This is a genomic window from Bacillus sp. XF8 (assembly GCF_017498755.1).
Taxonomy (GTDB): domain Bacteria; phylum Bacillota; class Bacilli; order Bacillales; family Bacillaceae_G; genus Bacillus_A; species Bacillus_A bingmayongensis.
On record NZ_JAGDQK010000002.1, the window covers coordinates 345,232 to 370,431 of the forward strand.

Annotated in this window: 27 protein-coding genes, 1 pseudogene and 2 riboswitches; of the genes and pseudogenes, 19 read left to right on the top strand and 9 right to left on the bottom strand. The window is 34.6% G+C overall.

What is annotated here, in order from left to right; genetic code table 11:
- Positions 1-15 precede the first annotated feature (15 nt).
- The 4 genes from J4P91_RS02260 (at position 16) to J4P91_RS02275 (ending at position 3,595) form a co-directional block, all read left to right on the top strand.
- Positions 16-807, top strand: a complete 792-nt coding sequence (locus J4P91_RS02260) for a tyrosine-protein phosphatase (protein WP_207992765.1) — start codon at positions 16-18, stop codon at positions 805-807.
- 118 nt (positions 808-925) lie between these two features.
- Positions 926-1,089, top strand: a riboswitch (M-box (ykoK) riboswitch).
- A gap of 388 nt (positions 1,090-1,477) precedes the next feature.
- Positions 1,478-2,209 (top strand): P-type ATPase actuator domain-containing protein, encoded by a 732-nt coding sequence (locus tag J4P91_RS02265; protein WP_207992766.1) that lies wholly within the window; start codon positions 1,478-1,480, stop codon positions 2,207-2,209.
- Between the two features lie 134 nt (positions 2,210-2,343).
- Positions 2,344-3,210: a 5'-3' exonuclease gene (locus J4P91_RS02270; RefSeq protein WP_017152444.1), complete on the top strand. Its 867-nt coding sequence runs from the start codon at positions 2,344-2,346 to the stop codon at positions 3,208-3,210.
- Positions 3,211-3,454: 244 nt separating this feature from the next.
- Positions 3,455-3,595, top strand: a complete 141-nt coding sequence (locus J4P91_RS02275; RefSeq protein ID WP_017152443.1) for an FbpB family small basic protein — start codon at positions 3,455-3,457, stop codon at positions 3,593-3,595.
- Positions 3,596-4,045: 450 nt separating this feature from the next.
- Here the strand turns inward: J4P91_RS02275 and J4P91_RS02280 are convergent, their stop codons facing one another.
- Positions 4,046-4,414 (bottom strand): winged helix-turn-helix transcriptional regulator, encoded by a 369-nt coding sequence (locus J4P91_RS02280; RefSeq protein WP_017152441.1) that lies wholly within the window; start codon positions 4,412-4,414, stop codon positions 4,046-4,048.
- 170 nt (positions 4,415-4,584) lie between these two features.
- Here J4P91_RS02280 and J4P91_RS02285 point away from each other — a divergent pair, with 170 nt between their 5' ends.
- From J4P91_RS02285 to J4P91_RS02295, 3 genes are all read left to right on the top strand, one after another.
- On the top strand, positions 4,585-5,214 hold the full coding sequence (locus tag J4P91_RS02285) for a hypothetical protein (protein ID WP_207992767.1): 630 nt from the start codon (positions 4,585-4,587) through the stop codon (positions 5,212-5,214).
- Between the two features lie 337 nt (positions 5,215-5,551).
- Positions 5,552-7,531 carry an acetoacetate--CoA ligase gene (locus J4P91_RS02290; RefSeq protein ID WP_207992768.1) on the top strand — a complete coding sequence of 660 codons (1,980 nt, stop codon included), beginning with the start codon at positions 5,552-5,554 and terminating at the stop codon, positions 7,529-7,531.
- Positions 7,532-7,763: 232 nt separating this feature from the next.
- Positions 7,764-8,618 carry a GNAT family N-acetyltransferase gene (locus J4P91_RS02295; protein ID WP_207992932.1) on the top strand — a complete coding sequence of 285 codons (855 nt, stop codon included), beginning with the start codon at positions 7,764-7,766 and terminating at the stop codon, positions 8,616-8,618.
- A gap of 56 nt (positions 8,619-8,674) precedes the next feature.
- On the opposite strand, the gene J4P91_RS02300 is transcribed toward J4P91_RS02295, so the two are convergent.
- A complete protein-coding gene (locus J4P91_RS02300; RefSeq protein ID WP_207992769.1) occupies positions 8,675-9,235 on the bottom strand; it encodes a cysteine hydrolase family protein in 561 nt (186 codons plus the stop codon).
- Positions 9,236-9,885: 650 nt separating this feature from the next.
- Here J4P91_RS02300 and J4P91_RS02305 point away from each other — a divergent pair.
- Positions 9,886-10,146, top strand: a complete 261-nt coding sequence (locus tag J4P91_RS02305; RefSeq protein WP_017152435.1) for a DUF6123 family protein — start codon at positions 9,886-9,888, stop codon at positions 10,144-10,146.
- A gap of 2 nt (positions 10,147-10,148) precedes the next feature.
- On the opposite strand, the gene J4P91_RS02310 is transcribed toward J4P91_RS02305, so the two are convergent.
- The 3 genes from J4P91_RS02310 to J4P91_RS02320 all read right to left on the bottom strand — a co-directional run bounded on the left by J4P91_RS02310 (position 10,149) and on the right by J4P91_RS02320 (position 12,422).
- Positions 10,149-11,054, bottom strand: coding sequence for a DMT family transporter (locus J4P91_RS02310; RefSeq protein ID WP_207992770.1), 906 nt, complete (start codon positions 11,052-11,054; stop codon positions 10,149-10,151).
- Position 11,055: 1 nt separating this feature from the next.
- Positions 11,056-11,454, bottom strand: coding sequence for a reverse transcriptase-like protein (locus tag J4P91_RS02315; RefSeq protein WP_207992771.1), 399 nt, complete (start codon positions 11,452-11,454; stop codon positions 11,056-11,058).
- A gap of 95 nt (positions 11,455-11,549) precedes the next feature.
- Positions 11,550-12,422, bottom strand: a complete 873-nt coding sequence (locus tag J4P91_RS02320) for an aldose 1-epimerase family protein (protein WP_207992772.1) — start codon at positions 12,420-12,422, stop codon at positions 11,550-11,552.
- Between the two features lie 131 nt (positions 12,423-12,553).
- A riboswitch (PreQ1 riboswitch) is annotated at positions 12,554-12,598 on the top strand.
- Between the two features lie 6 nt (positions 12,599-12,604).
- Between J4P91_RS02320 and J4P91_RS02325 the strand changes: the two genes are divergently transcribed.
- The 3 genes from J4P91_RS02325 (at position 12,605) to J4P91_RS02335 (ending at position 14,092) form a co-directional block, all read left to right on the top strand.
- Positions 12,605-13,090: a QueT transporter family protein gene (locus J4P91_RS02325; protein ID WP_207992773.1), complete on the top strand. Its 486-nt coding sequence runs from the start codon at positions 12,605-12,607 to the stop codon at positions 13,088-13,090.
- A 153-nt stretch (positions 13,091-13,243) separates the two neighbouring features.
- Entirely contained in the window at positions 13,244-13,903 is a 660-nt protein-coding gene (locus tag J4P91_RS02330; RefSeq protein WP_207992774.1) for a ribonuclease H family protein, read from the top strand.
- Between the two features lie 12 nt (positions 13,904-13,915).
- A complete protein-coding gene (locus J4P91_RS02335) occupies positions 13,916-14,092 on the top strand; it encodes a zinc-finger domain-containing protein (RefSeq protein WP_017152429.1) in 177 nt (58 codons plus the stop codon).
- 30 nt (positions 14,093-14,122) lie between these two features.
- Here J4P91_RS02335 and J4P91_RS02340 read toward each other — a convergent pair whose 3' ends face one another.
- Positions 14,123-14,371, bottom strand: coding sequence for a DUF2564 family protein (locus J4P91_RS02340; RefSeq protein WP_003206638.1), 249 nt, complete (start codon positions 14,369-14,371; stop codon positions 14,123-14,125).
- Between the two features lie 120 nt (positions 14,372-14,491).
- On the bottom strand, positions 14,492-14,689 hold the full coding sequence (gene cspB, locus J4P91_RS02345; protein ID WP_003196492.1) for a cold shock-like protein CspB: 198 nt from the start codon (positions 14,687-14,689) through the stop codon (positions 14,492-14,494).
- A 269-nt stretch (positions 14,690-14,958) separates the two neighbouring features.
- On the opposite strand from cspB, the pseudogene J4P91_RS02350 reads away from it, so the two are divergent.
- From J4P91_RS02350 to J4P91_RS02380, 7 genes and pseudogenes are all read left to right on the top strand, one after another.
- Positions 14,959-15,687: pseudogene (locus J4P91_RS02350) on the top strand (YqcI/YcgG family protein).
- Between the two features lie 142 nt (positions 15,688-15,829).
- Positions 15,830-16,462 (top strand): LysE family transporter, encoded by a 633-nt coding sequence (locus J4P91_RS02355; RefSeq protein WP_207992775.1) that lies wholly within the window; start codon positions 15,830-15,832, stop codon positions 16,460-16,462.
- Positions 16,463-16,481: 19 nt separating this feature from the next.
- Positions 16,482-16,775 carry a cytoplasmic protein gene (locus tag J4P91_RS02360; protein ID WP_207992776.1) on the top strand — a complete coding sequence of 98 codons (294 nt, stop codon included), beginning with the start codon at positions 16,482-16,484 and terminating at the stop codon, positions 16,773-16,775.
- Positions 16,776-16,858: 83 nt separating this feature from the next.
- On the top strand, positions 16,859-17,488 hold the full coding sequence (locus J4P91_RS02365; protein ID WP_207992777.1) for a sterol desaturase family protein: 630 nt from the start codon (positions 16,859-16,861) through the stop codon (positions 17,486-17,488).
- Between the two features lie 193 nt (positions 17,489-17,681).
- Positions 17,682-18,023, top strand: a complete 342-nt coding sequence (locus J4P91_RS02370; protein WP_017152425.1) for a DUF485 domain-containing protein — start codon at positions 17,682-17,684, stop codon at positions 18,021-18,023.
- 2 nt (positions 18,024-18,025) lie between these two features.
- Positions 18,026-19,576 (top strand): solute symporter family protein, encoded by a 1,551-nt coding sequence (locus J4P91_RS02375; RefSeq protein WP_017152424.1) that lies wholly within the window; start codon positions 18,026-18,028, stop codon positions 19,574-19,576.
- A 187-nt stretch (positions 19,577-19,763) separates the two neighbouring features.
- Positions 19,764-21,116 (top strand): aspartate aminotransferase family protein, encoded by a 1,353-nt coding sequence (locus tag J4P91_RS02380; RefSeq protein ID WP_207992778.1) that lies wholly within the window; start codon positions 19,764-19,766, stop codon positions 21,114-21,116.
- A gap of 60 nt (positions 21,117-21,176) precedes the next feature.
- Here J4P91_RS02380 and J4P91_RS02385 read toward each other — a convergent pair whose 3' ends face one another.
- Both J4P91_RS02385 and J4P91_RS02390 read right to left on the bottom strand, forming a co-directional pair.
- Positions 21,177-21,665, bottom strand: coding sequence for a DinB family protein (locus J4P91_RS02385; protein ID WP_207992779.1), 489 nt, complete (start codon positions 21,663-21,665; stop codon positions 21,177-21,179).
- 157 nt (positions 21,666-21,822) lie between these two features.
- A complete protein-coding gene (locus J4P91_RS02390) occupies positions 21,823-22,980 on the bottom strand; it encodes a cation:proton antiporter (RefSeq protein WP_207992780.1) in 1,158 nt (385 codons plus the stop codon).
- A gap of 379 nt (positions 22,981-23,359) precedes the next feature.
- Between J4P91_RS02390 and J4P91_RS02395 the strand changes: the two genes are divergently transcribed.
- Entirely contained in the window at positions 23,360-25,033 is a 1,674-nt protein-coding gene (locus J4P91_RS02395) for a ribonuclease J (protein WP_207992781.1), read from the top strand.
- Positions 25,034-25,200: the final 167 nt, after the last annotated feature.

The window sequence follows — 25,200 nt, forward strand, 5'->3', positions numbered from 1 at the left end:
AAATGGGGAAGAGCTATGGGGATTGTACAAAAAGAAAGAGTAAATCAGTTTGACGGATTATATAATTTTCGTGATATCGGAGGACAAGAAACAAAAGATGGCAGAAGAATGAAAAAAGGGGTTTTATTTCGTTCGGATGAATTGTCGCGCTTATCACAGCAAGATATTGAAAACATGAAACATTTACAAATAAAATTAATTTGCGATTTAAGAACGCCAAGTGAACAAAAATCAAAACCGAGTCGAATAAAGCAGAAGCACGGAGTAGAGTTAGTTAATATATCAATTCATGATAAGAGCCAAGAGTTTACGCACTTTGAATTTTTTAAGTTTTTAGTAGGAAAATCTCATACAATTGATTTTGAAAAAATCATGAAGGAAATGTATCAAAATATAGCTTTCTCAAGTTGTCATGAAATTAAGCAGGTCATTCAGTTACTTTCAGAGCAAAAGAATGTACCAGCACTGATTCACTGTACTGGTGGGAAGGATCGAACGGGTTACATTGCTGCCTTAATTCAACTACTTGTTGGAATACCATATGAAGTGGTACGTGATGATTACTTGTTTTCTAATGAGTTAATCGGTCCACGGATGAAGAAGGTTGAAAAATTTATTCGGTGGATGAGTTTATTTCAAGCATCACCAGAGCGGATAAAGCCTATGTTAGAAGTACGTCCTGAATATTTAGATGAAGTGTATTATAAAATTGTAGAAAAGTATGGAAATGTGGAAGCATATCTTCTTCAAGCTTGTCACCTTGAGAAGAGGAGTATACAAAATCTTAAACAATTAGTATTAGAATAAGAGTGTTCCTGATCTGAATCATTTTCTAGGAAATACTTGTCGTAATAAGGAAAAAGTTTGAATTCAAAGTGTTGACATCTATTTTAAATAGGAGTAACATTTTCTATATAATAAAAAAATAAGTCTCTGTTAGGTGAGGCTCCTGTATAGAGAAATGCTACTGCCCAAAAATGTCGAGAGACGCCAATGGGTCAACAGGAATGATCGAATTAAGGTTTTTCTTAACGTAGCTGGTAATGTACCTATGCTATACAGTGCTAAAACTCGGCGAGGGAGAGGTTCGCAGATTTCTATGTTGATTAGGAATCGCTTATTTATGTATGTAATGACCTTTACTCGTTTATGAGTAGAGGTCTTTTTATTAACAAGCTATGAGAAGCTTCATAGTATAAATACTGACTAAAAAAACGAAAGAGGAGGTGAGGAGCATGTCAAATTCTGACTCGGTTCCGTTACCCATATACTTCGAAACAAAAATATATGATGTAGGCAGGAAACGACTTGTTCCTCCCTCTATATTTATCATAAGGTAACGTTCCGCTTTATCGTTGTAAGTTGAACGTGGAACGTAGAACACTTTAACAGAGTGTATAAATACATGAATTGTTAAAGTGAGATAAATTGAGAAACAAAGCGTTTCTTCCTATGTTGTAAAGGAGGAGACGATAATATGTTATATGTTAATAAACTTGTGGGTAACATGTCTCAAAAACAAAGTAAAAGAATGATGAAAGAACAATCTATGTTAAAACAAAATAAAGATTTGTTAATTGAAATTGCAACAAGAGATGTGAAATCTGTATTTGCTTATTTTAAAACAACAAGAGATGGTCTTTCTATTAAAGAAGCACAGAAACGTATTCATGTGTACGGAAAAAATGAATTATCTTCAAAGCGAGCAATTCTTTCTGATGTAATGATGAAATTAAGCGAAATGTTCCCTGTATTTACAAAGCAACGTGTTTATAATGAAAATCAGTGTGAGATTGTAACGGTTACTGTTTCTAGAGTAGAAGGATGTATAACTGCGGGGATGAATAGTGATTCGAAAATAATGAAATTACCAGTCGAAGAGCTAGTTCCAGGAGATATGGTTTTTCTTTCAGCAGGTGATACAGTTCCGGCTGATGTACGTATTATTTATGCAGAAGATTTGTTAGTAAATGAATCGATGCTAACAGGGAAAGAAACGAACGTAGAAAAATTTGAAAGCTGTTATCATCTTGAACGCAAACGTTTTATTCCATTAAAACGCATGAAAGACTACAATCCACTTCAACTTGAAAATGTATGTTTTAAAGGCACGCATATTGTAAATGGAACTGCGAAGGCTGTGGTCGTTTCAACAGGTAAAAATACGTATTCTGGATTGCTCCATACATGCTGTAGCCAAACATCTTAAACCGTTAATGATGCTAAATATATAAAAACATTGTATAATAGATAGAGTTGAACAGAAACGTAGAATGGTAATCTATTCATATAACCTTACGTGATGACGTGAGGTTATTATTTTTTGTTAGTAGGAGAGGAATTATGAAAAAAGTATTGTTAGTTGATGGTATGGCACTATTATTTCGTGCTTTTTACGCAACAAGTGTTTACGGCCAATTTATGAAACGACAAGATGGTACCCCAACAAACGGGATTCATGGTTATATGAAACATTTATTAACAGCAGCGCAAGCGATTGAACCGACGCATATTGTAACGTGCTGGGATATGGGAAGTACAACTTTCAGAACGGAATCGTTCTCGAACTATAAAGCAAACCGTGCAGCACCACCAGAAGAGTTGATTCCACAATTTGATCTTGTGCAAGAGATGACTTCACAATTATCTATTCCTGTAATTGGACTGAAAGGCTATGAGGCTGATGACTGCATTGGTACGTTAGCGAAAGAATATTGTAATGAAGCGGAAGTATATATCTTAACAGGTGATACAGATTTACTACAACTTGTTGATACAAACGTTACTGTGATGCTTCTTCGTAAGGGAATTGGAAACTATGAGTATTATACGCCAGAGAAGATTATGGAAGAAAAAGGCGTAGAGCCTTGGCAAATCGTTCATGCAAAAGCATTTATGGGTGATACGAGTGATAACTATCCAGGTGTAAAAGGAATTGGTGAAAAGACGGCATATAAACTAATTCAAGAACACGGAACAGTAGCGGCAGTGCTAGAAAATATAGCGGCATTAACAAAAGCGCAGCGCACAAAAATTGAAAGTGATTTAGAGAACTTAAATATATCATTACAATTAGCACAAATTCATTGTGAAGTTCCGATTTCATGTTCGCTAGAAGAAGGTCTGCATACAATTGATGAAGAGAAAGTACGATTTGTTTGCGGTCAAATGAACTGGGGAAGACCTGAAATATTTATAAATATGCTATAAAAACAAAAAGAGATTACTTCATATTACAGATAACGTCTGATCAAATATATTTTGATTTGACGTTATTTTTTTATGTAATTTCTTTTGAGTGAAAAAGTTATCAGAAAAAATACTTAGTTTTCATTTAGAATTCAAATAGATTTCACACGAATCTTTTATTATAAGACTACACAGATAATTACTTATCTTTCATATAAATAATCCTTTGATAAGTTATTTGTAATAATGAAGGAGGAAAAGAAACATGCGAAAAAAAATAAGAAAATCCTTTAAACAATTATTGATAGAGAATAAACAATTGTTACTGAACGATAAAGAGAACATAAGGGAAATAGAAGAAAAAATTGAAAAAAGACATGTCTCGTATCGTGTATCCGGTAATTGAATAAGATAACATTTCAAATAAAACCCCTTCATTTATAATCTGAAGGGGTTTTATTTGAAAATGGTTTTAAAACAGGCTTGTAATTATAGAAAGAAGGAGAAAATTTGAGTGAATTAATAGGAGAGATAGCAGTACAGTTCATTCTTTGTGTGCCAACAAAAAAGAAAAGAATAATGAACAAAAAGTTCAAGTTACTAAGACAACAGAAATGATTTCAAGAGAGCTACGGTTCCGTTGTTATGTTTCAATCAAGGGTAAGAGAGTTTGTTTTAGGTTATGATATCGAAAAAATGTTGAAAAATGATTTAGACATTATGATATTTCAGAGAGAGCTGAATAAAATATTAAAGCAATAATATATTATGGTAGGAAAGCTGAAATAAATAATAGGAATGAGCAGGAGATGACGTGGTTGATACGCATCTCCTTATGTTTTGTAAAGGTATTTAATTATGATTCTTGTTGTAATTGCTGAATCCTCTTTTCTCCCCAGTCGTACATCATTTGTAAGATAGGCTGTAAGCTTTCACCGAGCTCCGTTAAAGAATACTCTACTTTAGGTGGGATTTCCGGATAAATTTTTCTTGTGATTACACCATCATCTTCTAATTCACGTAATTGTTTGGTTAATACTTTATGTGTGATTTTCGGGAATAAATGTTGAATGGCACTAAAGCGCATTGGACCATTTATACCTAATCGATATAAAATCACAATTTTCCATTTTCCGCTAATGATAGATAAAGTTAATTCTTTCGCACAATTAAATTCTTTACTTTGTATTTTATGTAATACTTCATGACGTAAATCTTGCTCCATGCTCTTCACCTTCCCTTTAGTATCCTAGAGGATACTTTCTATCAAAAAAGTGCATTCTTCTCGCGGAATCATACTACATTTATAATAAAAACTGTAGGACGGAAGTAATCGCTTGATTCTATATTAACACAATTGGATTAAGGGATAGTTATATAGAGGAGGGGTTATATATGCAAGAAATGGGGAAGATGACAAAAGGTTTTATTAGTAACTACCTTGCAGAGGGACCAATGATAATAAATAGTCGTTATACATTTAGTTTACCACTGTATACGATGGGAATATTATTCATGGAATTACTTGAAAAGGGCTATATACAGTTAAATCAAAATGATGAAATAGAAATAAGAGATAATCAAGATACAAATCATGTACACGTGAATCAACTTATGTTATGTATACAAAATTATAAAAGACGTACATGTAAAGAATGGATATGCTATTTTGGTGAAAAGAGTAAAGTAACAGATGAAATATTTATGAGTGTAGTAAAAGAGATGGAACAAGAAGGTACCGTTCGATACCGACCTAAAAAGATCTTCTCATTTATTGTTACACAAGTAAAAGTCGAATATGTAGAGGGTGCTAATATGTTTGTAGATTATATCCAAAAAGACCTGCTACTGAAAAAGAAAAATAAATTTGAGATGATTGTATTATTGTGGAAATATTACTACGGGGCTTATATGAATGAACAGGAAATATCATCTTTGCAAAAAGAACAAAACATTTATCGGTTTGTACAACAAATTCAGGAGGGCGTTCTTGAAGGAGCGCAAAGAAATATTTTGTTTGTATAGATGAAATCTTTTTGTTTTTGAGGAAATCAGGTACGTTGGTTGTAAAGTGAGAGATGTAGAAAAAGTCCATTTATATGTAATATATAAGTATAGTGAAGAGCTTGGAAGGATGAAAATAAACGGTATATTTCAATTTCAGATTTCTTTAGACATAAGCTTATTAATCTGGCAGTAAAAAGGTTCTTTTTTATAGGAGAACCTTTTTCTATTTCTGTGTTAGCGGGAATTTTTATGAAATAATTAGCTTCAGCTTTTTGAAAAAAGGTTTTTCAAGAGCGCATGCTGTATATAGTTATTATTTACTTCATAAAAAATTGAAAGTTTAGGAGGAATAATAATGAAAACGATTACTGATAGTGTGTTGCTATGGGAACCATCACAGCAACAGATAGAAAAATCAGGTGTCAGTCTCTTTATGAAGTGGCTTAAACAAGAAAAGGATTTATCTTTTGAAAATCAAAAGGAATTATGGAAATGGTCTGTTGAAGAACTTGAATCATTCTGGGAAAGTATTTGGAATTATTGTCAAATCAGCTCTACTACACCTTATAATCAAGTTTTAGAATCAAGGAAGATGCCTGGGGCAAAATGGTTTACAGGTTCTACTTTAAATTATGCGGAACATATTTTTCGAGGTAGTAGGGGAAATAAACCAGCATTAATCTTTCAATCAGAAACCACTCCGAGAACAGAAATAAGCTGGAAAGAACTTCAGGAAAAGACAGCAATGGTTGCGAATTCCTTAAAAGAATTTGGAGTTAAATCAGGGGATCGTGTTGTGGCTTATATGCCTAATATTCCTGAAACCGTAATTGCTTTTTTAGCGTGTGCTAGTATTGGAGCCATTTGGTCCAGTTGTTCTCCCGATTTCGGAACAGATACTGTTATTGATCGATTTAAGCAAATCGAACCGACAATTTTATTTGCGGTTGACGGATATGTCTATAATGGTAAAATTCAGAATAGAATAATAAATGTTTCGGAGCTTCAATCAAGCCTGCCTACTTTAAAAAAGACAATTTTAATCCCGTATGTCAACAGTAGTGATTCTAAGTTGAATAATCATACAATGTATTGGAATGACATCTTACAGGGGGATTGTGAGCTTGTCTTCGAGAAGGTACCATTTGATCATCCTCTTTGGATTTTATTTTCTTCCGGAACAACAGGATTACCAAAACCGATCGTACAAAGTCAAGGTGGAATACTATTAGAACAGCTTAAGACATTATTAGTTGAACAGGGTGTTAATCAAGATGACGTGTTTTTTTGGTTTACAACGACAGGCTGGATGATGTGGAACCTTTTAGTGGGCGGTCTTTTGACTGGAGGCACGATTGTTTTATATGACGGTAGCCCATCTTATCCAAGTATACATATATTATGGGACCTTGCAGAAGAAGTCGGTGTTACGTTCTTTGGTACAAGTGCCGGTTTCTTAAGTGCATGTATGAAATTTGGGGCTAAGCCAAAAGAAAGACACAGTTTTTCGAAGTTAAGATCTATTTGTTCAACTGGTTCACCTCTACCTGTAGAAGGATTCTTATGGGTATATGAGAATGTGAAAAAAGATGTATGGCTTGTTTCAACTAGTGGAGGGACTGATGTATGTACTGCATTTGTTGGTGGCTCTCCTATATTACCTGTTTACGCAGGAGAAATACAAGCTCGTTCTTTAGGAGCACACGTACAAGCATTTGATGATGAGGGAAATTCAGTTATTAATAAAGTTGGAGAATTGGTTATAACGGCACCGATGCCATCTATGCCCGTTTATTTCTGGGGAGATCACAATAATAAACGTTATCTTGAAAGTTATTTTGAGATGTATCCAGGAATTTGGCGACATGGTGATTGGATTAAATTTGATGATAAAGGCAGCTGTATCATTTTCGGGCGGTCAGACTCCACCATCAATCGGTTGGGGGTACGTCTAGGGACGAGTGAAATCTATCGTGTGGTTGAGTCTCTAAACGACATTATAGAGAGTTTAGTAGTGGATTTAGAGCTCCTTGGACGTAAATCATTTATGCCACTTTTTGTTGTGTTAAAACCTGGGGTAAATATGAGTGGTGGTCTAAAAGAAACGATAAAATCTGAAATAAAACAAAAGGTTTCACCTCGGTTTGTTCCTGATGAAGTTTATGTAGTAGAGCAAATTCCAAAAACATTGAGCGGAAAGAAATTAGAAGTTCCAATTCGCAAAATTCTATTAGGATTTCCAGTAGATAAGGTAGTCAATCAAGGTTCCATGGCCAACCCCGAATCATTAAGCTTTTTCATGGATTTAGCACAAATTATCAATAAGCAAGAATAATAGAGTTCTTCCCTATTTATTGAGCGAGCGATACTACTTTGGTGTTCCATGTAGATGAGCCATGGTAGGCAACAGAAGGTAACTAGGACCGAAGAAATAACGTTATCAGAGTATTGTAGGAGATGCAGAATTAATTAATTCCTATCTTCGTGAAAAATAAGCAATTTTCTAACTCGAATTTTAAAGGGAGTTGTATTGAGACATTCATTTATGAAATATAGAAGGAGGATAGATAGTGATTGCAATAGAGAGAGTTGAGGAAAAAGATATACCGCATTTTATTAGTCTATCTGAATCAGTTGGATGGGATTATAGTTTAGAAGAAATCAAAACAATTTTTCAATCAGGAATTGTATATGGTGGAAAGAATATGCAAGGTAAATTTATTGCCAGTGCAGCTATCATCCTATATGGAGAGAAATTAGCATCTATTGGCATGGTTATTGTACATTCTCAGTATAAAGGAAAAGGGATTGGCAGAAAAATTACAGAGGCTTGTATAAGAAGTGTTTCAGAAAAGACATCGATTATGCTTATTGCTACAGAAGAAGGAAGACCTTTATATGAGAGATTAGGTTTTCAAGTGGTTAGTCATGTTTCAAAGTATATATGTAATCAGTATGTAACTCCTAGAGGTTACGATAGAAATGAGCAACACATTTTTATGGATTATGATGAGGAAGATAGTAATAGAATTGTGAAGTTAGATGAAGCAGCTTTCGGTGTAAATAGACGTAATTTTATACAGAGAAGAATCGAACAGTGTGAACAATGTGTAGTTGTAAAAGACAAAGAAAATTATATTGTGGGTTATGGAATGAGCGTGCAAACTCCAGAAAATAGAATTATAGGACCAATCGTTGCACTAACCGATAATATCGCAAGTGGCATTGTTTATCATTTGATAAAAGATTATAATGGAAAACTTAGAATTGATGTACCAGAAGGAAAAGAAATTTTTATGAAAGTACTCGAAAAAGTTGGCTTTCAAAAGGTGAATCAACCACCAATTATGATGAAAAACAGCAATCAACTTTTGAAACGAAATGGTGAATTGTATGGAATAGCAGCACAGACTTTCGGATAAAGTAAAAAGATTCCTTTTTGAGAAAGGAATCTTTTTACTTTATAAATGACATTGTATCATTCACGATATTGGTCGTGAATAGGGTGAAACAGATCTTCTTCGACATCTCTAACAATAGAAAAATGATCGACATTATAATGACCATGTAATGTTTTATTATGATGCTCAATAATTTGCTGCGCTGATAGAATGGTAGAATCGGTCGTTGAATGTCCATTTTGTATTAAAGTGACATCAAATCCCTCTATCGTTGCTGTTCTAACGGCAGTATCAACACAGTGCTCCGTTTTACAACCTCCTATAACAAGATGATTAATTTCTTTTTCTTTTAAAATAGCATGTAAAGAAGTGTTATAAAATGAATTGGTTGCCTCTTTATCTATGATTAGAGCCACATGAGGTACTTTAATTTCTTCGTGTATTTGAAATCCTTTCTCTTCGCCAGAAGCAACATCAGTATCCCTTACAAAAATAATAAGAGCATTTGATTGAATTGCTTTTTGAATTGCTATATTTATAGTTGTTAACAATTGGTCTTTATGAAATACTGCAGCTTCTTGTTCGTTTCCGTCAATAAGTTCTTGTTGAGCATCAATAATTAATAGTGCTTGTTTCATTAAATATCCCCTTTTTAATTAAAATGTATGACTCTCTTTTAATTCCGTTATTTGTGGGTAAACATCTCCTCAGTACAATATTTCCAACAGAGTAAGGAAGATAGATGAGGTATGAAGAAAGGCGCTGTTGATTCAAGTTACACTGTATCTATTTCTGGATGTTGTAAGTAAATCCTTTTTATATAAGGAATTTTATTGGCGGATACAGTGGTAATAAATTTGGTAACATAAAGACGATTCAAATTAGTTTCATATGCTTTGGTCTATCTATGCTAGTTTTATCTATTGTGATGACTTTTTCTAATGGGAATGATATGGAGAATTGCTGCATGGACGTTTAATGCACTACTCAATAGTTATCTTATTTCCTTATCAACCAAAGCGCCTGTTGTTATTTCATCTTTAAGCGCTTCAGCGTTATATAGGTATCGCTACGGGGGCTATTGTTGGTGGATTTATTTTAAAAAACAGTTCAATTATCTATTTAGGGTATACAGGAGCTATATTTGAATTTTTTGCGATAGTAAAGTTGTTTTTAACTTTTAGGAAATCAAGAGATTTAAGGGAGATTGTCAAACAAAATTCATTCTCATAAAGACTAAAAACATGTATGATAGGAAGTGGAAAATTTTTTGGTAGGTGAAAACAGCATGCAAACAGTACAAGATTATCTTTCATTCTTACACACAAAAGGATTTAAATTATCAGAGGATGCACAAGGGTTTATTATGTTTGGTCAAGGATATACAGGTGCATCTGATGGGCTTGTGAATGCAGCGATTGAAGCAACAATTAAACATCAATTACAGTTTGATGGTAGTTATTTTATCGCATTATTAGAGCGATTGAAGGAAGAGAAAATTACAGATAAAAAAAGCGCAAAGGCTTTTATGCGGACGTTACAAGCGTAACATCACGCAGCCTGCGCTTCTTTTTTTGTTTTGGAAGGAAGCTCAACGAAGATCATGCCTAAGAAAATACAAAGGCAACCAAGCACTGCGGAAATGGAAAGCTGTTCATTTGCGATAAGAACACCTGTTAATGCAGCAAAGACAGGTTCCATTGCAAAAATAATAGCAACTCTTGTTGGAGATGTATGCTTTTGCGCAGCTGTTTGAATAAAAAAAGCGATTGATGTCGCGAAAACAGATGTTGCAAGTAGAGCAAATAAAAAAGCAGAATTCGTCCATAAAGAGATTGAAAATAATTTCCCCCAATCCTCAAATAAAAAAGCACAAATGGAAGAGAAGATTCCAACAGACAATACTTGAGATGTGCTTAATAGTAAAGGTGATATCTTTTTGGAAAAGACCCCGTTAATGAGAATATGTGCTGCAAAAGCAATTGCACAGCCGAGAACAAGTATATCACCAATATTCAATTGAAAAGAATCACCAGCGGTTAGTAAATATAAGCCTGCTGTTGCAGCGGTAATGCCAAGTATGATAAAAGGTGTAGCTCTTTGTTTTAAGAAGATAAATGAAAGAATTGGAACCATAACAATGCTGAGTCCAGTTAAAAATCCAGCTTTAGAAGAAGTGGTATAGAGTAATCCAAATGTTTGTAATAAATAACCGATAAATAAGAAAAATCCGACAATTATCCCAGCGATGCTACTATGCTGAACTTCTTGTTTTGAAGTTTGTTTCGAGAACATAAATTGGACAAATAATAAAATGATTCCAGCAAATAAAAAGCGAACCGCATTAAAAGTAAATGGTCCAACAAATGACATTGCATTTTGAACGACAACAAACGTTGATCCCCAAATAAAGGAGACAAATAATAAAGCAAGAGGAGCAATCCATCCTTTTTTCACGCTAAGACCCCCATTCATTTTGTAAAATGGCTTTTCTTGCTAATTCATCGGCAACTTTGTTTTGACTACTTGGAATCCACTTTATAAAGAAAAGATCAAATCTTTTGATGTACGCTAGTGCTTCTTGCAAAAGTGGTGCATATGTTTTGTTTTTTGCATATTCTTTTTCTACAGCACGTTCAACAAGCTGTGAATCTGTACGAAAAGATACAATGTTATAATTATGTTCTATGCAATATTTTAATGCGGCGAGTAATGCATGATATTCAGCTTCATGGTTGGACATGATTCCAAGTGGTAGTGATAATTGCACAGGTGGCTGCACACCTTTAATAAAAACCCCAGCACCAGAAGGACCTGGATTTCCTTTTGATGCACCATCAATATATACTTCAATCAAAATTGAATACCTCCATTATTATATAGCGTTAGCTGATAGGAATCACCCCGCCGAAAAACTTCTAGAGGCGGGGGATTGAATATGAAAAATCCACTTTATCCAATTGTAATGCTGTAGCGACATGTAAATGTTTCATTTGCTTGTAATGATTGTACGCCTTTTTTCTCTTTGAAATCTTTAGCTGGTTCTACTTCATCAGCAATTCCATACCAAGGTTCGATACATAAGAAAGGAGCGTCATTTCCTGGTGTCCATACACCAACGAATGGGAAACCTTCAAATGCTACTTTTACAAACTTATTATGCTTATGAGAGCGAATAGAAATTTCATTTGTATTCATATTTTCAAAAATAAGGGCATCATTTTTGAATAAATCGTATGTAAGTGGTAATTCTGCCTTATTTTTAACAATTAGTTGTTTTTCTTTTGAAAGAAATGGTCCTTCTAGAACGCTTGTTTTTAGATGTTCAGGCCCATTAAATGATAAATGGTAGTCTGTAAATGATTCACCTTCTACTAAAGGGCAATTGAAGCCTGGATGTGCTCCGATAGAAAAGAACATTTCTTTAGAAGTAGGGTTGTTAACTTCATAAGTAACATGTATATTTTGCTCGTCTAGTTCATAAGAAACGTACAACTCAAATTCATACGGATATTTTTGTAAAGTTTCTTGATTACTAGTGACTGCATAAGTAATTTTTGTCTCACTTTGCTCTTTTACCGAAAATATAAGGTCGCGAGCAAAGCCGTGTTGTGTTAATGAATACGGTTTACCATCTACATAATATGTATTGTCCACTAATCTACCGACAATTGGGAATAAAATGGGTGCGCGGCGTCCCCAATATTTAGGGTCTCCTTGCCACATATATTCTGTGTCGTCTTCTTTTAAGCGAACGCTTTGTAACTCTGCACCTTTTTCAGAGATGGAAACGATCACTTTTTCATTTTGAATTGTTGCTGTCATGAAGCGAAACCTCCTAAATCTTTCATATTTTTTATTATACGTTGTCTATGAGAAAAAGGGTAGTGAATGGTAGGAATCTATTGACGAATGATTAGCTATTGCGTACAATATAAAATTGTTGTTTAAAAACGAATCACGTGGTTCGAAACCATCCCACGTAAAAAAACTAAGGAGATTTTGTCATGAATATAAAAACATTAGTTGGTAATGGTATTTTAGCAGCATTATATATTGCTGTTTCAGCACTTATTCAGCCGTTTGGCTTTACAAATGTACAGTTTCGTATTTCGGAGATGTTTAATCATCTCGTTGTATTTAATAAGAAATCCATTTATGGAATTGTATTAGGAGTATTTTTAACAAATCTCTTTTTCTCACCTATGATTGCGTATGATTTAGTATTTGGAGTGGGGCAATCCATTCTTGCGCTTCTCGCTACGATTATTTCCATGCGTTTTATTAAGGGTGTTTGGGCTCGTATGATTTTTAATACAGTTATCTTTACAGTTACAATGTTTATGATAGCGATTGAACTTCACCTTGCATTTGATCTGCCATTTTTATTTACATGGCTTACATGTGCAGCTGGTGAATTTGTCGTGATGGCAATTGGTATGCCGGTTATGTATGGGATTAATAAACGAGTGCAATTTAAGAAGTTTATGTAAAGTGTATAGAGAGAGTTGCTTACAATCTGTAGCAGCTCTTTTTTGTTTTCATAATTTGTGGCTAGTTCATTTCAATTCGAATATAATATTGTGACTCTTGGTAAAATATAAGTAAAATAAAAAGTATGAAGTCTCATATAAGGGGAAAAGAGTATGAAATACAAAATAAACTGGGTATATAAAACAAAACATGGTCTTCAAACAGAACTAACAACAGATTATATGAACATAGAAGAATCACTTCGATTTGCAGAAGATTTTGAGAAAACTGGAAGAGTAAAGGAACTATTATTTTATGATGAAATGGGAGCGGAATGGACGCTAAAAGAAATGAAAAAGCTCAGTAAGCAAGTAGAAGAAGAACCGCAAGACATTCGTATTTACTTTGATGGAGGCTATGATCTGGAAACGAAAGAAGCGGGTGTTGGTATATGTGTTTACTATAAAAAAGGAAACGCTGATTATCGAGTTCGTCGAAATGCTTATATAGATGGCATTTATGATAATAATGAAGCGGAATATGCAGCGTTATTATATGGAATGAATGTCTTAGAGGAATTAGGGATCAAATATGAACCGGTTACACTACATGGTGATTCTCAAGTTGTACTTCAGCAACTGGCTGGAGAATGGCCGTGCTACGATGAACATTTAAATCATTACTTAAATCAGATTGAACAAAAAGCAAATCAAATGAAATTGAAGCTTGTTTGTGAGCCGGTAGCAAGGAAACAAAATAAAGAAGCACATCAATTGGCAACACAAGCATTGGAAGGGACAGTAATCGACAGCCATAAAGAAATAACGGAATAGAGAGGTGCAGTGGTGAATAAAAAGCAGCTCATTACAGAGGTAAATGATCTATTAGAAACATACTGTGAAGGATGTTTTTTGCAGGAACACTATAGAAAAACACATAGTAAATACCATGCTCACTCTTTTTGTATTCGGCAATGTACTGTGGGAGAGAAATTAAAAGAATATGGAGATCAATTATCGTAAAAAAACATCCAGAGGTAACTCTGGATGTTTTTAATGTTTAGCCTCTTTCAATTGGTGTTCGCATAGACTTAATTTTTTTTCTTCATTCATTAAAAAAGGCTCATCTAAATCTGTTGCAACAGATTTCATTGTTTCAAGCTGAGAACGTGCAGATTCAACTGCAGTTGTCGCATGCTGTAATGATTCTGGATCCATTGTAATTGTTGCAGAACCTACCATCTTTTGAGCTGTTTCTACGCGGAATTTTACTTCTTCAAAGTCATTTACATGTGAACCCATTGTCGATTCCTCCTTTATATTCTGTCACATTTCACATAGTTTTTACTCTGCAAAAAGGAAATATACAAAGGAATAACAAAGGAGGTTACCAAGTAAGGTAACCTCCTGTTATATGTTGGATTAAAGTTTTACTACGTTAGCAGCTTGAGGTCCACGGTTTCCTTCAACGATATCGAAAGATACTTCTTGACCTTCTTCTAAAGCTTTGTAGCCTTCGCCTTGAATTGCTGTGAAATGTACGAATACATCGTCAGCGCCTTCAATTTCGATAAATCCAAAACCTTTTTCGTTGTTAAACCATTTTACTTTTCCTTGCATGTTACAATTCCTCCTAAAAAACGATTACTTTTTCATTTAGTGAAGTTCATTTGAAACATTTGCAAATTCATAAAACTGAAAATGCTATATTCTCGAATATTCTGCTAAATGATATTTTAAATATACACGAAATGGTAGATTTTAGTCAAGTAAGCGGTTTTATCTTTTTGTATTTTTAAATAATTTTTTACGCAAGTTTTTTTAATGGTATAGGACAAGGTCGCTTTTTAATATGTTTAAGTGAATGCTGTACATAATGAGGTGAGAGAATGAATCAGTCTTATTTATTAGATAATGAAGGAATGAAAACGAGAAGAGATATACCAATATGGGTTTCGCAAGAATTTGAAAATTTTTCTAATGTTGTATTGGATCCAACTTTTCCTTGCTATTTTGGTTTAACGGCTTTAAAGAAGAATGAACTTCGCTACTCATTCTTATCTCATGATGATTGGAGTCATCTACCACAGACAATGCTTTCTTTTTTAAAGTTGATGAACGAGCGACCTGTTGTAAGAAGAGGTTTTTTTCTTTTTGTTGAGCCAGAACGTGCAGAATGCTCACTTGAACATTACCGAGCGTATTTTTGGAGAATTCTACAATACTTACATGAAGAAGATGATCAATTATGGCCAAAACAGATCCCAGAAAATCCAGATCATCATTTATGGGAATTTTCATTTGGTGGGGAGCCGATGTTTGCATTTGGGAATGCTCCTGCCTATAAACAAAGAAAAACGAGACATTTAGGGAACTCGCTCATTATAGGATTTCAGCCACGAATCATATTTGACGGACTAGAAGGAGACCGGCCGAAAGGATTATACTCAAGACAGATGGTGAGAGAGCGAGTGGAAAAGTGGGATTAGTTGCCGAAACATCCAAACATTAGTCACTATGGAGATCCAAATCACCGTGAGTGGAAGCAATATTTTATTGGAGATGACATTGAACCAATTGAAGGAAAGTGCCCATTTCATCATAAAGTAAAGAAATGAAGGCCGCCATAAAGGAGCGGCTTTTTTGTATATTTTGGATAAAAAAGGACATTTTATATATGTATATTTTTTATAAAAGCTAGTCTATTTTTAAAAATATTCTCATTAGCTAATAGTAAAACGATATAGAAAGGAAAGAGCGATGTTTGGAGCAATTATACAGCAATTTATACTAGGAATTTCATTAGCGGCACCAGTAGGACCAATTAATATTGAAATGTTAAAAAGAGGGATTGAACGTGGGTTTTGGCATGCTTGGCTTGTTGGAATAGGGGGGATGAGTGCAGACATTTTATTTATGCTTCTTATTTACTTTGGATTGTCTTCTGTATTTATGTATACATATGTACAAGCATTTATGTATTGCATAGGTTTTTTCTTATTGTTTTATTTAGGGTTTCAAAGTGTAAAACAAGGAATTTTACATTCAAATATGGAATATAAACAAGAAGAGATAGGTGGACTTCGTCAATCCTTTATGGCAGGATTTTTAATTGCGGTATCTAATCCATTAAACCTTGTCTTTTGGTTTGGTGTATATGGGAGTACGCTTAGTTCACTGCTTACGAAAGTAACAAAACAAGAGGCTTTTTTATATAGTCTTTGTATCATTGGTGGTATTATTTTGTGGAATTTAAATATTGCCTTTTCTGTTCATTTTGGACGAACATTGCTTAAGCCAAAGGCACTCGGTTATATTACAGCGGGAGCTGGTTTCATTTTAGTTGGGTATTCAATTCATTTTGCGTATAAAGCTTTACAGTTGTTCATATAAGATTGAAGGGGAGATTTTTATGTATCGAACCACAGTTAATGGAAAAGAAATTATTGTTACATTAGCACCAAAAATTCGAAAAGAAGTAACGGATAGGAATCCTTTATATGAGGCCGTTCTTCAAACTGCTGAAAGGTTACTTCAGACAAAGCAACCGACATTTGCTGTAAATCATGAAATACTGGGTCTTATTATTGGAGAGGTACAAAGAGGCGAAGTAACTGTCTTTGCAGTGGAACACATTATACCGAAACAAAATATATTTGGTTCGCAGAATTTTTTCTCTACAATAGAACAGCGAGCAAATTTGTGATTAAAAGAGAATAACATAGATAGAACAGAAACGGTCGTAGCTATATGTTACGACTGTTTTTTCGAAGAAAGGGGATAGGATGAATGAAAAGGGTGATGAAGGAGTTCTTTTTTCAACATGATATTGTGATTATGTTTGGCGTATTTATACTGTTTATCATTATTTTGAAAATGAAATTATTTACAGGGATAGCAATTTTATCATGTCTTGCGGGCATCGTTTTTTATACGATCAATGAGTATGTAACACATCGATTTTTATTTCATATGAAGCCTCCTAAAAATCCATTGTTACTGAAAATGTTAAAGAGATTACATTATGATCATCATGTATATCCAGATGATTTAAAACTATTGTTTTTACCAGTTTGGTATAGCATGCCAGGGTTTGCGATTTATTTGTTCATTCTGTATGGAGTGACAAATCATGTAACGATTACACTTTCATTTGGAATAGGAATGATTGTTATGCTGCTTGTTTATGAATGGAAACATTATATCGCACATAGACCGATACGGCCATTGACTCGTTTTGGTAGATGGTTAAAAAAACAACATATTTTGCATCATTATAAAAATGAAAATTATTGGTTTGGTGTATCGAATCCAGTGTATGATTTTTTATTTGGCACATACAAAAACGGAAAAGATGTTGAATTAAGTAGGTCGGCGCGTAATTTAGAAAAAGAGAAAGAAAAGGAGGCAATGCGATGAGTACTGCCTTTTATTTTAAAAAAATATATTAAAAAATCGAGGAAATATGACGAAAAATGTCTATCGAAAAATCTTTGCAGAAGAACAAAGATTGTCTAAAATAAACTTAAGTTTCTGAATATTTATAAAATTTAGTTTTTGGAGATGCGAGGGGGAATTTGATTTAAAGAATGAGGGAGAGGGGACTGGGGAAATGAAACGAGATGATAGTTCAGCACGTAAGTTGCGAAGTGAGATAAATTATACAGAAGTCGTTCAATCAGAAGAATTTCAATTATTGCTAGAGAAGAAGCGGAAGTTTATTGTTCCAATGAGTATTTTCTTTTTTAGTTTTTTTATTGCTTTGCCACTTTTGACATCTTATTCAAAGGTATTAAATACGCCGGCATTTGGTGATGTAACGTGGGCATGGATTTTTGCTTTTGCACAATTTGTTATGACGTGGGCATTATGTATGATGTATAGCAAAAAAGCGGAATCGTTCGACAAGGCTTCACAAAAAATTCTTCAAGATATACAAAAAGGGAGGGGATAAACTTGAACACAACAGCGTTTGCACTGTTTCTAATTATCGTTCTTGGTACGCTCGTTATTACATATTTTGCATCGAAAAAAACGAAAAATGCGAGTGAGTTTTATACGGCAGGAGGAGGTTTAACTGGGTGGCAAAATGGTCTGGCCATTGCAGGAGATTATATGTCAGCTGCTTCTTTTCTGGGGATTGCAGGAGCAATTGCATTAACTGGATTTGATGGTTTCTTTTATAGCATAGGCTTTCTTGTTGCTTATTTAGTTGTATTGTATCTCGTTGCCGAACCGCTTAGAAACTTAGGGAAATACACATTAGCTGATATGATTGCAGCGCGTTTTGATGCGAAAAAGGTGCGCGGAGTTGCAGCTTTAAATACGATGACAATTTCAATTTTCTATATGATCGCACAACTTGTAGGAGCAGGAGCACTTATTAAATTATTATTAGGAATTGAATATACGACATCTGTTTTAATTGTTGGAACGTTAATGACGGTGTATGTGATTTTTGGAGGTATGACAGCCACAAGTTGGGTACAAATTGTAAAAGCTGTCTTGTTAATGGCAGGGACATTTATTATTTCAGTAATTGTATTTGCAAAATTTAATTTTAGCGTGACTGAAATGTTTGCACAGATGAAAACTGCAACACCTCTAAAAGAAGCGTTTTTAAATCCAGGTGTAAAATATAAGGATGGATTAGATACAATTTCTTTAAACTTAGGTCTTGTTCTAGGGACAGCTGGTTTACCTCATATTCTTGTTCGCTTTTTCACTGTTCGTGATGCGAAAACAGCACGTCAGTCTGTAGTCTATGCAACGTGGCTAATTGGAGCCTTTTATATTATGACAATTTTCCTAGGTTTTGGTGCAGCTGCATTTGTAGGGAATGCTGCAATTATTCAGGCAAACCCAGCTGGCAATATGGCAGCACCTTTATTAGCAAAAGAACTCGGTGGAGATTTCTTGTTTGCATTCGTTTCTGCAATTGCATTTGCTACGATTTTAGCTGTTGTAGCAGGTCTTGTTTTAACCGCGGCTTCAGCATTTGCACATGACTTTTATAATGAAATCATTCGCCGAGGGAAATCAACAGAAAAAGAGCAAGTATCGATGGCTCGTTATGCTTCAATTGGTGTAGCAGTATTATCGATTATTTTAGCGCTATTTGCTCAAACATTAAATGTTGCATTTCTAGTATCGTTAGCATTTGCAGTCGCTGCAAGTGCGAACTTACCAGTTATTTTATTTACAATTTATTGGAAACGTTTTAATACAACAGGAGCAATTTGCGGAATGGTTGTTGGTTTAGTTTCAGCTATCGTATTAGTGGCACTAAGCCCGAATGTTTGGAGTCCTGAAGCTGGGAAAGCAATTTTTGTTGGAGAAGCGTTATTTCCTTACACAACACCTGGGATTATTTCTATTCCACTTGGATTTTTAGCAGCATATTTAGGAACAATTTTCTCAAGTAAGAAAGAGGATGCAGCGAAATTTGATGAAATTCTTGTTAAATCTAACACAGGTCATGGGGTTAGTGACGTGTCTGCACATTAAGAAGAAAAAGAGCTTTCCAGTTGATTGGAGAGCTCTTTTATTTTGTAATTTTGCTTAAAAATATTACTCTGAAGTTGGTAGGATTTGTTTCGTTCACGTGGAATGAAAATAAATAGGGAAAAGTTTAACCTCATCATGGCACCAGTACAGCTTGGAGAAATATAAGTTGTTTTGGAAGGTGGAATGTATGATGAAAACGAAACAAACAGATGCATTATTAGCAAAGGATGAAAAGTATGTGTGGCATGGAATGCGTCCCTTTAGTCCAAATAGTACGATGGTTGGGGCAAAAGCAGAAGGGTGCTGGGTGGAAGATATAGAAGGTAAACGGTACTTAGATGGGATGAGTGGGCTTTGGTGTGTGAATAGTGGATACGGAAGAAAAGAGCTTGCTGAAGCAGCGTATGAGCAATTGCAAAAATTATCATATTTTCCAATGTCGCAATCACATGAACCTGCAATTCAGCTTGCTGAAAAGTTAAATGAATGGCTTGAAGGAGAATATGTCATTTTCTTCTCTAATAGTGGGTCAGAAGCAAATGAAACAGCATTTAAAATTGCCCGTCAATATTATGCATATAGGGGTGAGACATACCGTTATAAATTTATATCACGTTATCGTGGTTATCATGGAAATACAATGGCAGCGATGGCAGCGACAGGACAGGCGCAGCGGAGGCATCAATATGAGCCATTTGCTTCAGGCTTCTTACATGTGACGCCGCCAGATTGTTACCGAATGCCAGAGATTGCGTCACAAAATATTTATGATGTAGAGTGTGTGAAAGAAATTGATCGTGTTATGAAGTGGGAATTAAGTGAAACGATAGCTGGATTTATTATGGAGCCAATTATTACAGGCGGAGGTATTTTGATGCCACCGCAAGATTATATGAAAGCCGTTCATAAGACGTGTCAAAAACATGGCGCATTACTAATTAGTGATGAAGTAATTTGTGGTTTTGGGCGCACGGGAAAAGCGTTTGGTTTTATGAATTACGATGTGAAACCTGATATTATTACAATGGCGAAAGGGATTACAAGTGCATACTTACCATTATCGGCAACAGCAGTGAAAAAAGAAATTTATGAAGCGTTCAAGGGGACAGGAGAATATGAATTTTTCCGTCATATTAACACGTTTGGTGGCAATCCAGCAGCTTGTGCGTTAGCGCTAAAAAACTTAGAAATTATGGAAAATGAAAATTTAATTGAGCGTTCTGCACAAATGGGATCTCTTTTATTAGAACAGTTAAAAGAAGAGATTGGAGATCATCCACTTGTTGGAGATATTAGAGGGAAAGGATTGCTTGTAGGCATTGAAATGGTAAGGGATAAAGTGACAAAGGACCCAATTGATAATACTAAAATTACAAATGTAGTGAACGCTTGTAAAGAAAAGGGACTAATCATTGGACGTAATGGAATGACAACAGCGGGCTATAACAATGTTTTAACGTTAGCACCGCCTCTTATTATTTCAAGTGAAGAAATTGCTTTTGTTGTCGGGACATTGAAGACAGCGATGGAACGTATTTAATAAAAGAATAGAAAAGCGAGCCAAAGAGGATAGAGGCTCGCTTTTTTGTGTATGGCTTTGTTAATGAACACCGTGTTCGCTACTCCAATTTCCTTGTTGTTTACGAATAGAGATAATTTGTCCAATATGATAAGCGTTATGAATTGTAAAGTTTAGTAGAACAGAGGTCCATGTTTCTTCAGCTTCAGCTGATTGCGAAAGATCGAGTTTTGTTTCATCACAAGTATGTAAAGCGGTTTCCCACTTATCCATAATCGTATCGATTTGGGAGACTGTAGAATTCCAATCTAAATTTCTTGAATTTTGAAATGTATCATTATTCGTTTCGATATGATCTTGAACAGAGGAGCCGTAAAATCGCTTTAGAATACGATCGTTCCAGAAAATCAAATGATTAACGATTTCCCAAATAGAATTTGCCTTATCTGTATCTTTCCAAGCAGCTTGTTCTTCTGTAAGACCATCAAGTGCACTCTGTAGTGAGACAAACCAATTGTTTTCATTATGACAAGCAAGAAGTTGCTCTAAAAAAATATCTTTACGATTCATGAAACACCTCCAAAAGAATTTATAATGATACATATATGTTTCATTCGCTTTTTTAGAGGCATATTCCTATTTTCTTTATAAATAAAAAAACGAGATGATTGTCTTTTGAAGAGAATCATCTCGTTTTTTATTATGAAACTAGTACTCTACATAGTTACTATGCACTTTGTTTTAATTGCTTATCTTTTACACCGAAAGAATATTTTAACATTGGCGGTGTAATCATTGTTGTTAAAATCACGACGATTACGATTGCTGTAAAGTAATCTTGTGCTAGTAGTCCAGAAATAAGCCCCTGTCCTGCAATGATAAGAGCAACTTCACCACGTGAAACCATTCCAGACCCAATGATTGTAGATGATTGGAAATCAAATCCTGTTATTCGTGCTCCGAATCCGCAACCAATTAGCTTTGTTAACACAGCAATGATTGTTAATGCTAAGATAAACCATACTTTATCTCCGATACCTGCAAACGTAATGTTCATACCGATACTTACAAAGAAGATTGGAACGAACATTGCATAAGCAATTGGTTCTACTTTCTTTTCTACTTCATGTTTATAATCTGTTTGAGAAATCGCAATACCTGCTGCGAATGCACCGATAATTCCAGCGATTCCTAGTATTTCACCAAAGTATGCGAAAGCGAAACAAATGATAAGAGCTGCACTAATGATAGATTCTGATACACGTAGTGGTGATAACCAGCGCATAATCATTGGAACGCCTTTCCAACCAATTAAGATAATAGCTGCGAAGAAGACAACTTTTTTCAAGATGATTATAGTTAAGCTTACATCAGCTGATCCTAGGAAACTCATAGCAAAGGCTAGTAAAATAACAACTAGAATATCATCAAATACAGCAGCGCCTAGCATCGTTGTACTCTCACGCGTCTTCATTTTTCCTAAATCACGCAGTGTTTGCACAGAAATACTAACACTTGTTGCACATAGAAGTAATCCTAAAAAGACCGCATTTGCTTGTTCCATTCCCATTACAAGACCTGCAACGTAACCACCTACAAATGGAAGAACGATACCACCAACAGCAACTGCTAACGAAGAATTACGATTTTCATTTAGTTCTTTTAAGTCTGTTTCTAAGCCGGCCATAAACATAAGGAGAATAACTCCAACTTCACTTAAATGTGTAAGTAAATCTGAATTGTTCACCAAACCTAAGACGGCAGGACCAATTACAATACCGACGATTAATTTTCCGAGTACAGAAGGTTGACCTAGTCTAACGCTAATGTCACCAGCAATTTTTGTACTTAATAAAATTAACGCAATTTGAAAGAAAAATTCCATCTCATCTCTCCTTTTCATTTTTGTGTGTATCATACGATTTCTCGGAATTTGCTTAATGCAATACTATGTAAAACACATTAAACAAGAGGTCTTTATGCAAGTTCTTTTGAACTTGTAATTTGAACCTGTGATAAATATATAATAAATTTTTAAAAAAATCAATGTTAAATTGGCAGACTTTCATGGAGTAAAGCAGTGAAATCTTGATGGTAGAAGTTTTGCTTTATTTAATATTCAATTTTTTAAGCTCCTTTGTTTTACATGTCCTTTAGCTTAATGAGTATGGATGTTCTTTTCATGACAGATAATAATATGTAGGTGACACCTAGATAGGTGGATTTATCATACCAGAATGGTTTAAAAAAGGAGGATATTGGTTTTGGGCACAAAAGAAAATACCCTATCCATTTTTGCTTTAGGCGGAGTAAATGAAATAGGGAAAAATATGTATGCAATACAATACGCAAACAATATTGTGATAGTTGATTGTGGTTCTAAGTTTCCGGATGAAAGTTTGTTAGGAATCGATTTAATTATTCCTGACATTACATACTTGCAAGAAAATAAGGATAAAATTCGAGGACTAGTTGTTACCCATGGACACGAAGATCATATTGGAGGTATACCGTATTTATTAAAACAATTGAACATGCCAATTTATGCAACCAAATTAACGCTCGGTTTAATTGGAATTAAATTAAAAGAACACAATCTTCAAGATCAAACGCAATTGTTTGTGATTGACTCTGAATCGGTTATTGAATTTGAATCAATGCGTCTTACTTTTTTTAAAACAAATCATAGCATTCCTGATTGTCTTGGTATTGCTTTTCATACATCGGAAGGAATTGTAGTGCATACGGGTGATTTCAAATTTGATTTGACACCTATAAATAATCAATATCCGGATATTCATAAAATGGCCAAAATTGGGGATGAAGGTGTTTTAGCGCTACTTTCTGAAAGTACGAATGCAGAACGTGCCGGATTTAGTCCATCAGAACGATCTGTAGGTGAGCGTATTGAAGAGGCATTTATCAAAGCTCGTAGAAAAGTTGTGATATCTACCTTTGCTTCTAACGTTAATCGTGTACAACAAGTCGTAGATGCATGTTTAAAAACGAATAGGAAGCTTGCTTTACTTGGAAGAAGCATGGTAAATGTAGTGTCTGTTGCCCTGGAACAAGGTTATTTAGATATTCCTGAAGGAACGTTAATTGAAGCTGATGAAATTAATCGAATGGATCCAGAAAGAGTAGCTATTCTCTGTACTGGAAGTCAAGGTGAGCCTATGGCTGCTTTAGCTCGTTTAGCCAGTGGAAACTACAGACAGGTAGATATCCTGCCTGACGATACTGTCATTATAGCGGCCACTCCTATACCTGGAAATGAACGAAATGTTTCACGAATTATAGATAATTTATTTCTATTAGGAGCAAAAGTTATTTATGGAACGGGAAGTTCAACAGGAATGCATGTTTCTGGTCATGCTTATCAAGAAGAATTAAAATTAATGCTTACTTTAATGAAACCTAAATATTTCATTCCTATTCATGGCGAATTTAGAATGTTACATCATCATAGTCTATTAGCAGAGTCCGTTGGTGTTAAGAAAGAGAACATTTATATTATTAGTAATGGAGATGTTGTCGATATTAGCAATCAAATTGCTCTTCAATCTAGACGAATACCTGCAGGGAATATATATGTAGATGGACTAGGTATTGGCGATGTTGGAAACGCTCTTTTACGTGATCGTAAGCAACTTTCTGAGGATGGTATGCTTGTTATAGTTATCACTCTTAGTAAACGAGAAGGGAAAATTATTTCTGGTCCGGACACGATTTCTCGTGGATTTGTATATGTTCGCGATTCGGAAGATTTCTTGAAGAGAATTAATCAATTAGTTGTAACAACCATTACCAATTTACAAAAAGAGAACATTAGTCAATGGAACGTTCTTAAAAGAGATATAAGAGAAACACTTGGTCAATTTATATACTCACATACAAAAAGAAAACCAATGATTCTTCCTATCATAATTGAAGTGTAAAATAAATGCTCTTACGTATATGTTAAGTAGCGAGAGTATCTAGAAGAATATTATGCTTACTTTGTCCAAATAAAAAATGGATTCTCAAGAAAAAACTTGGGAATCCATTTTTATTTGGGATACTGAATATAGGATTATATAATGAAGAATAAAAGAAATTGAAAGGA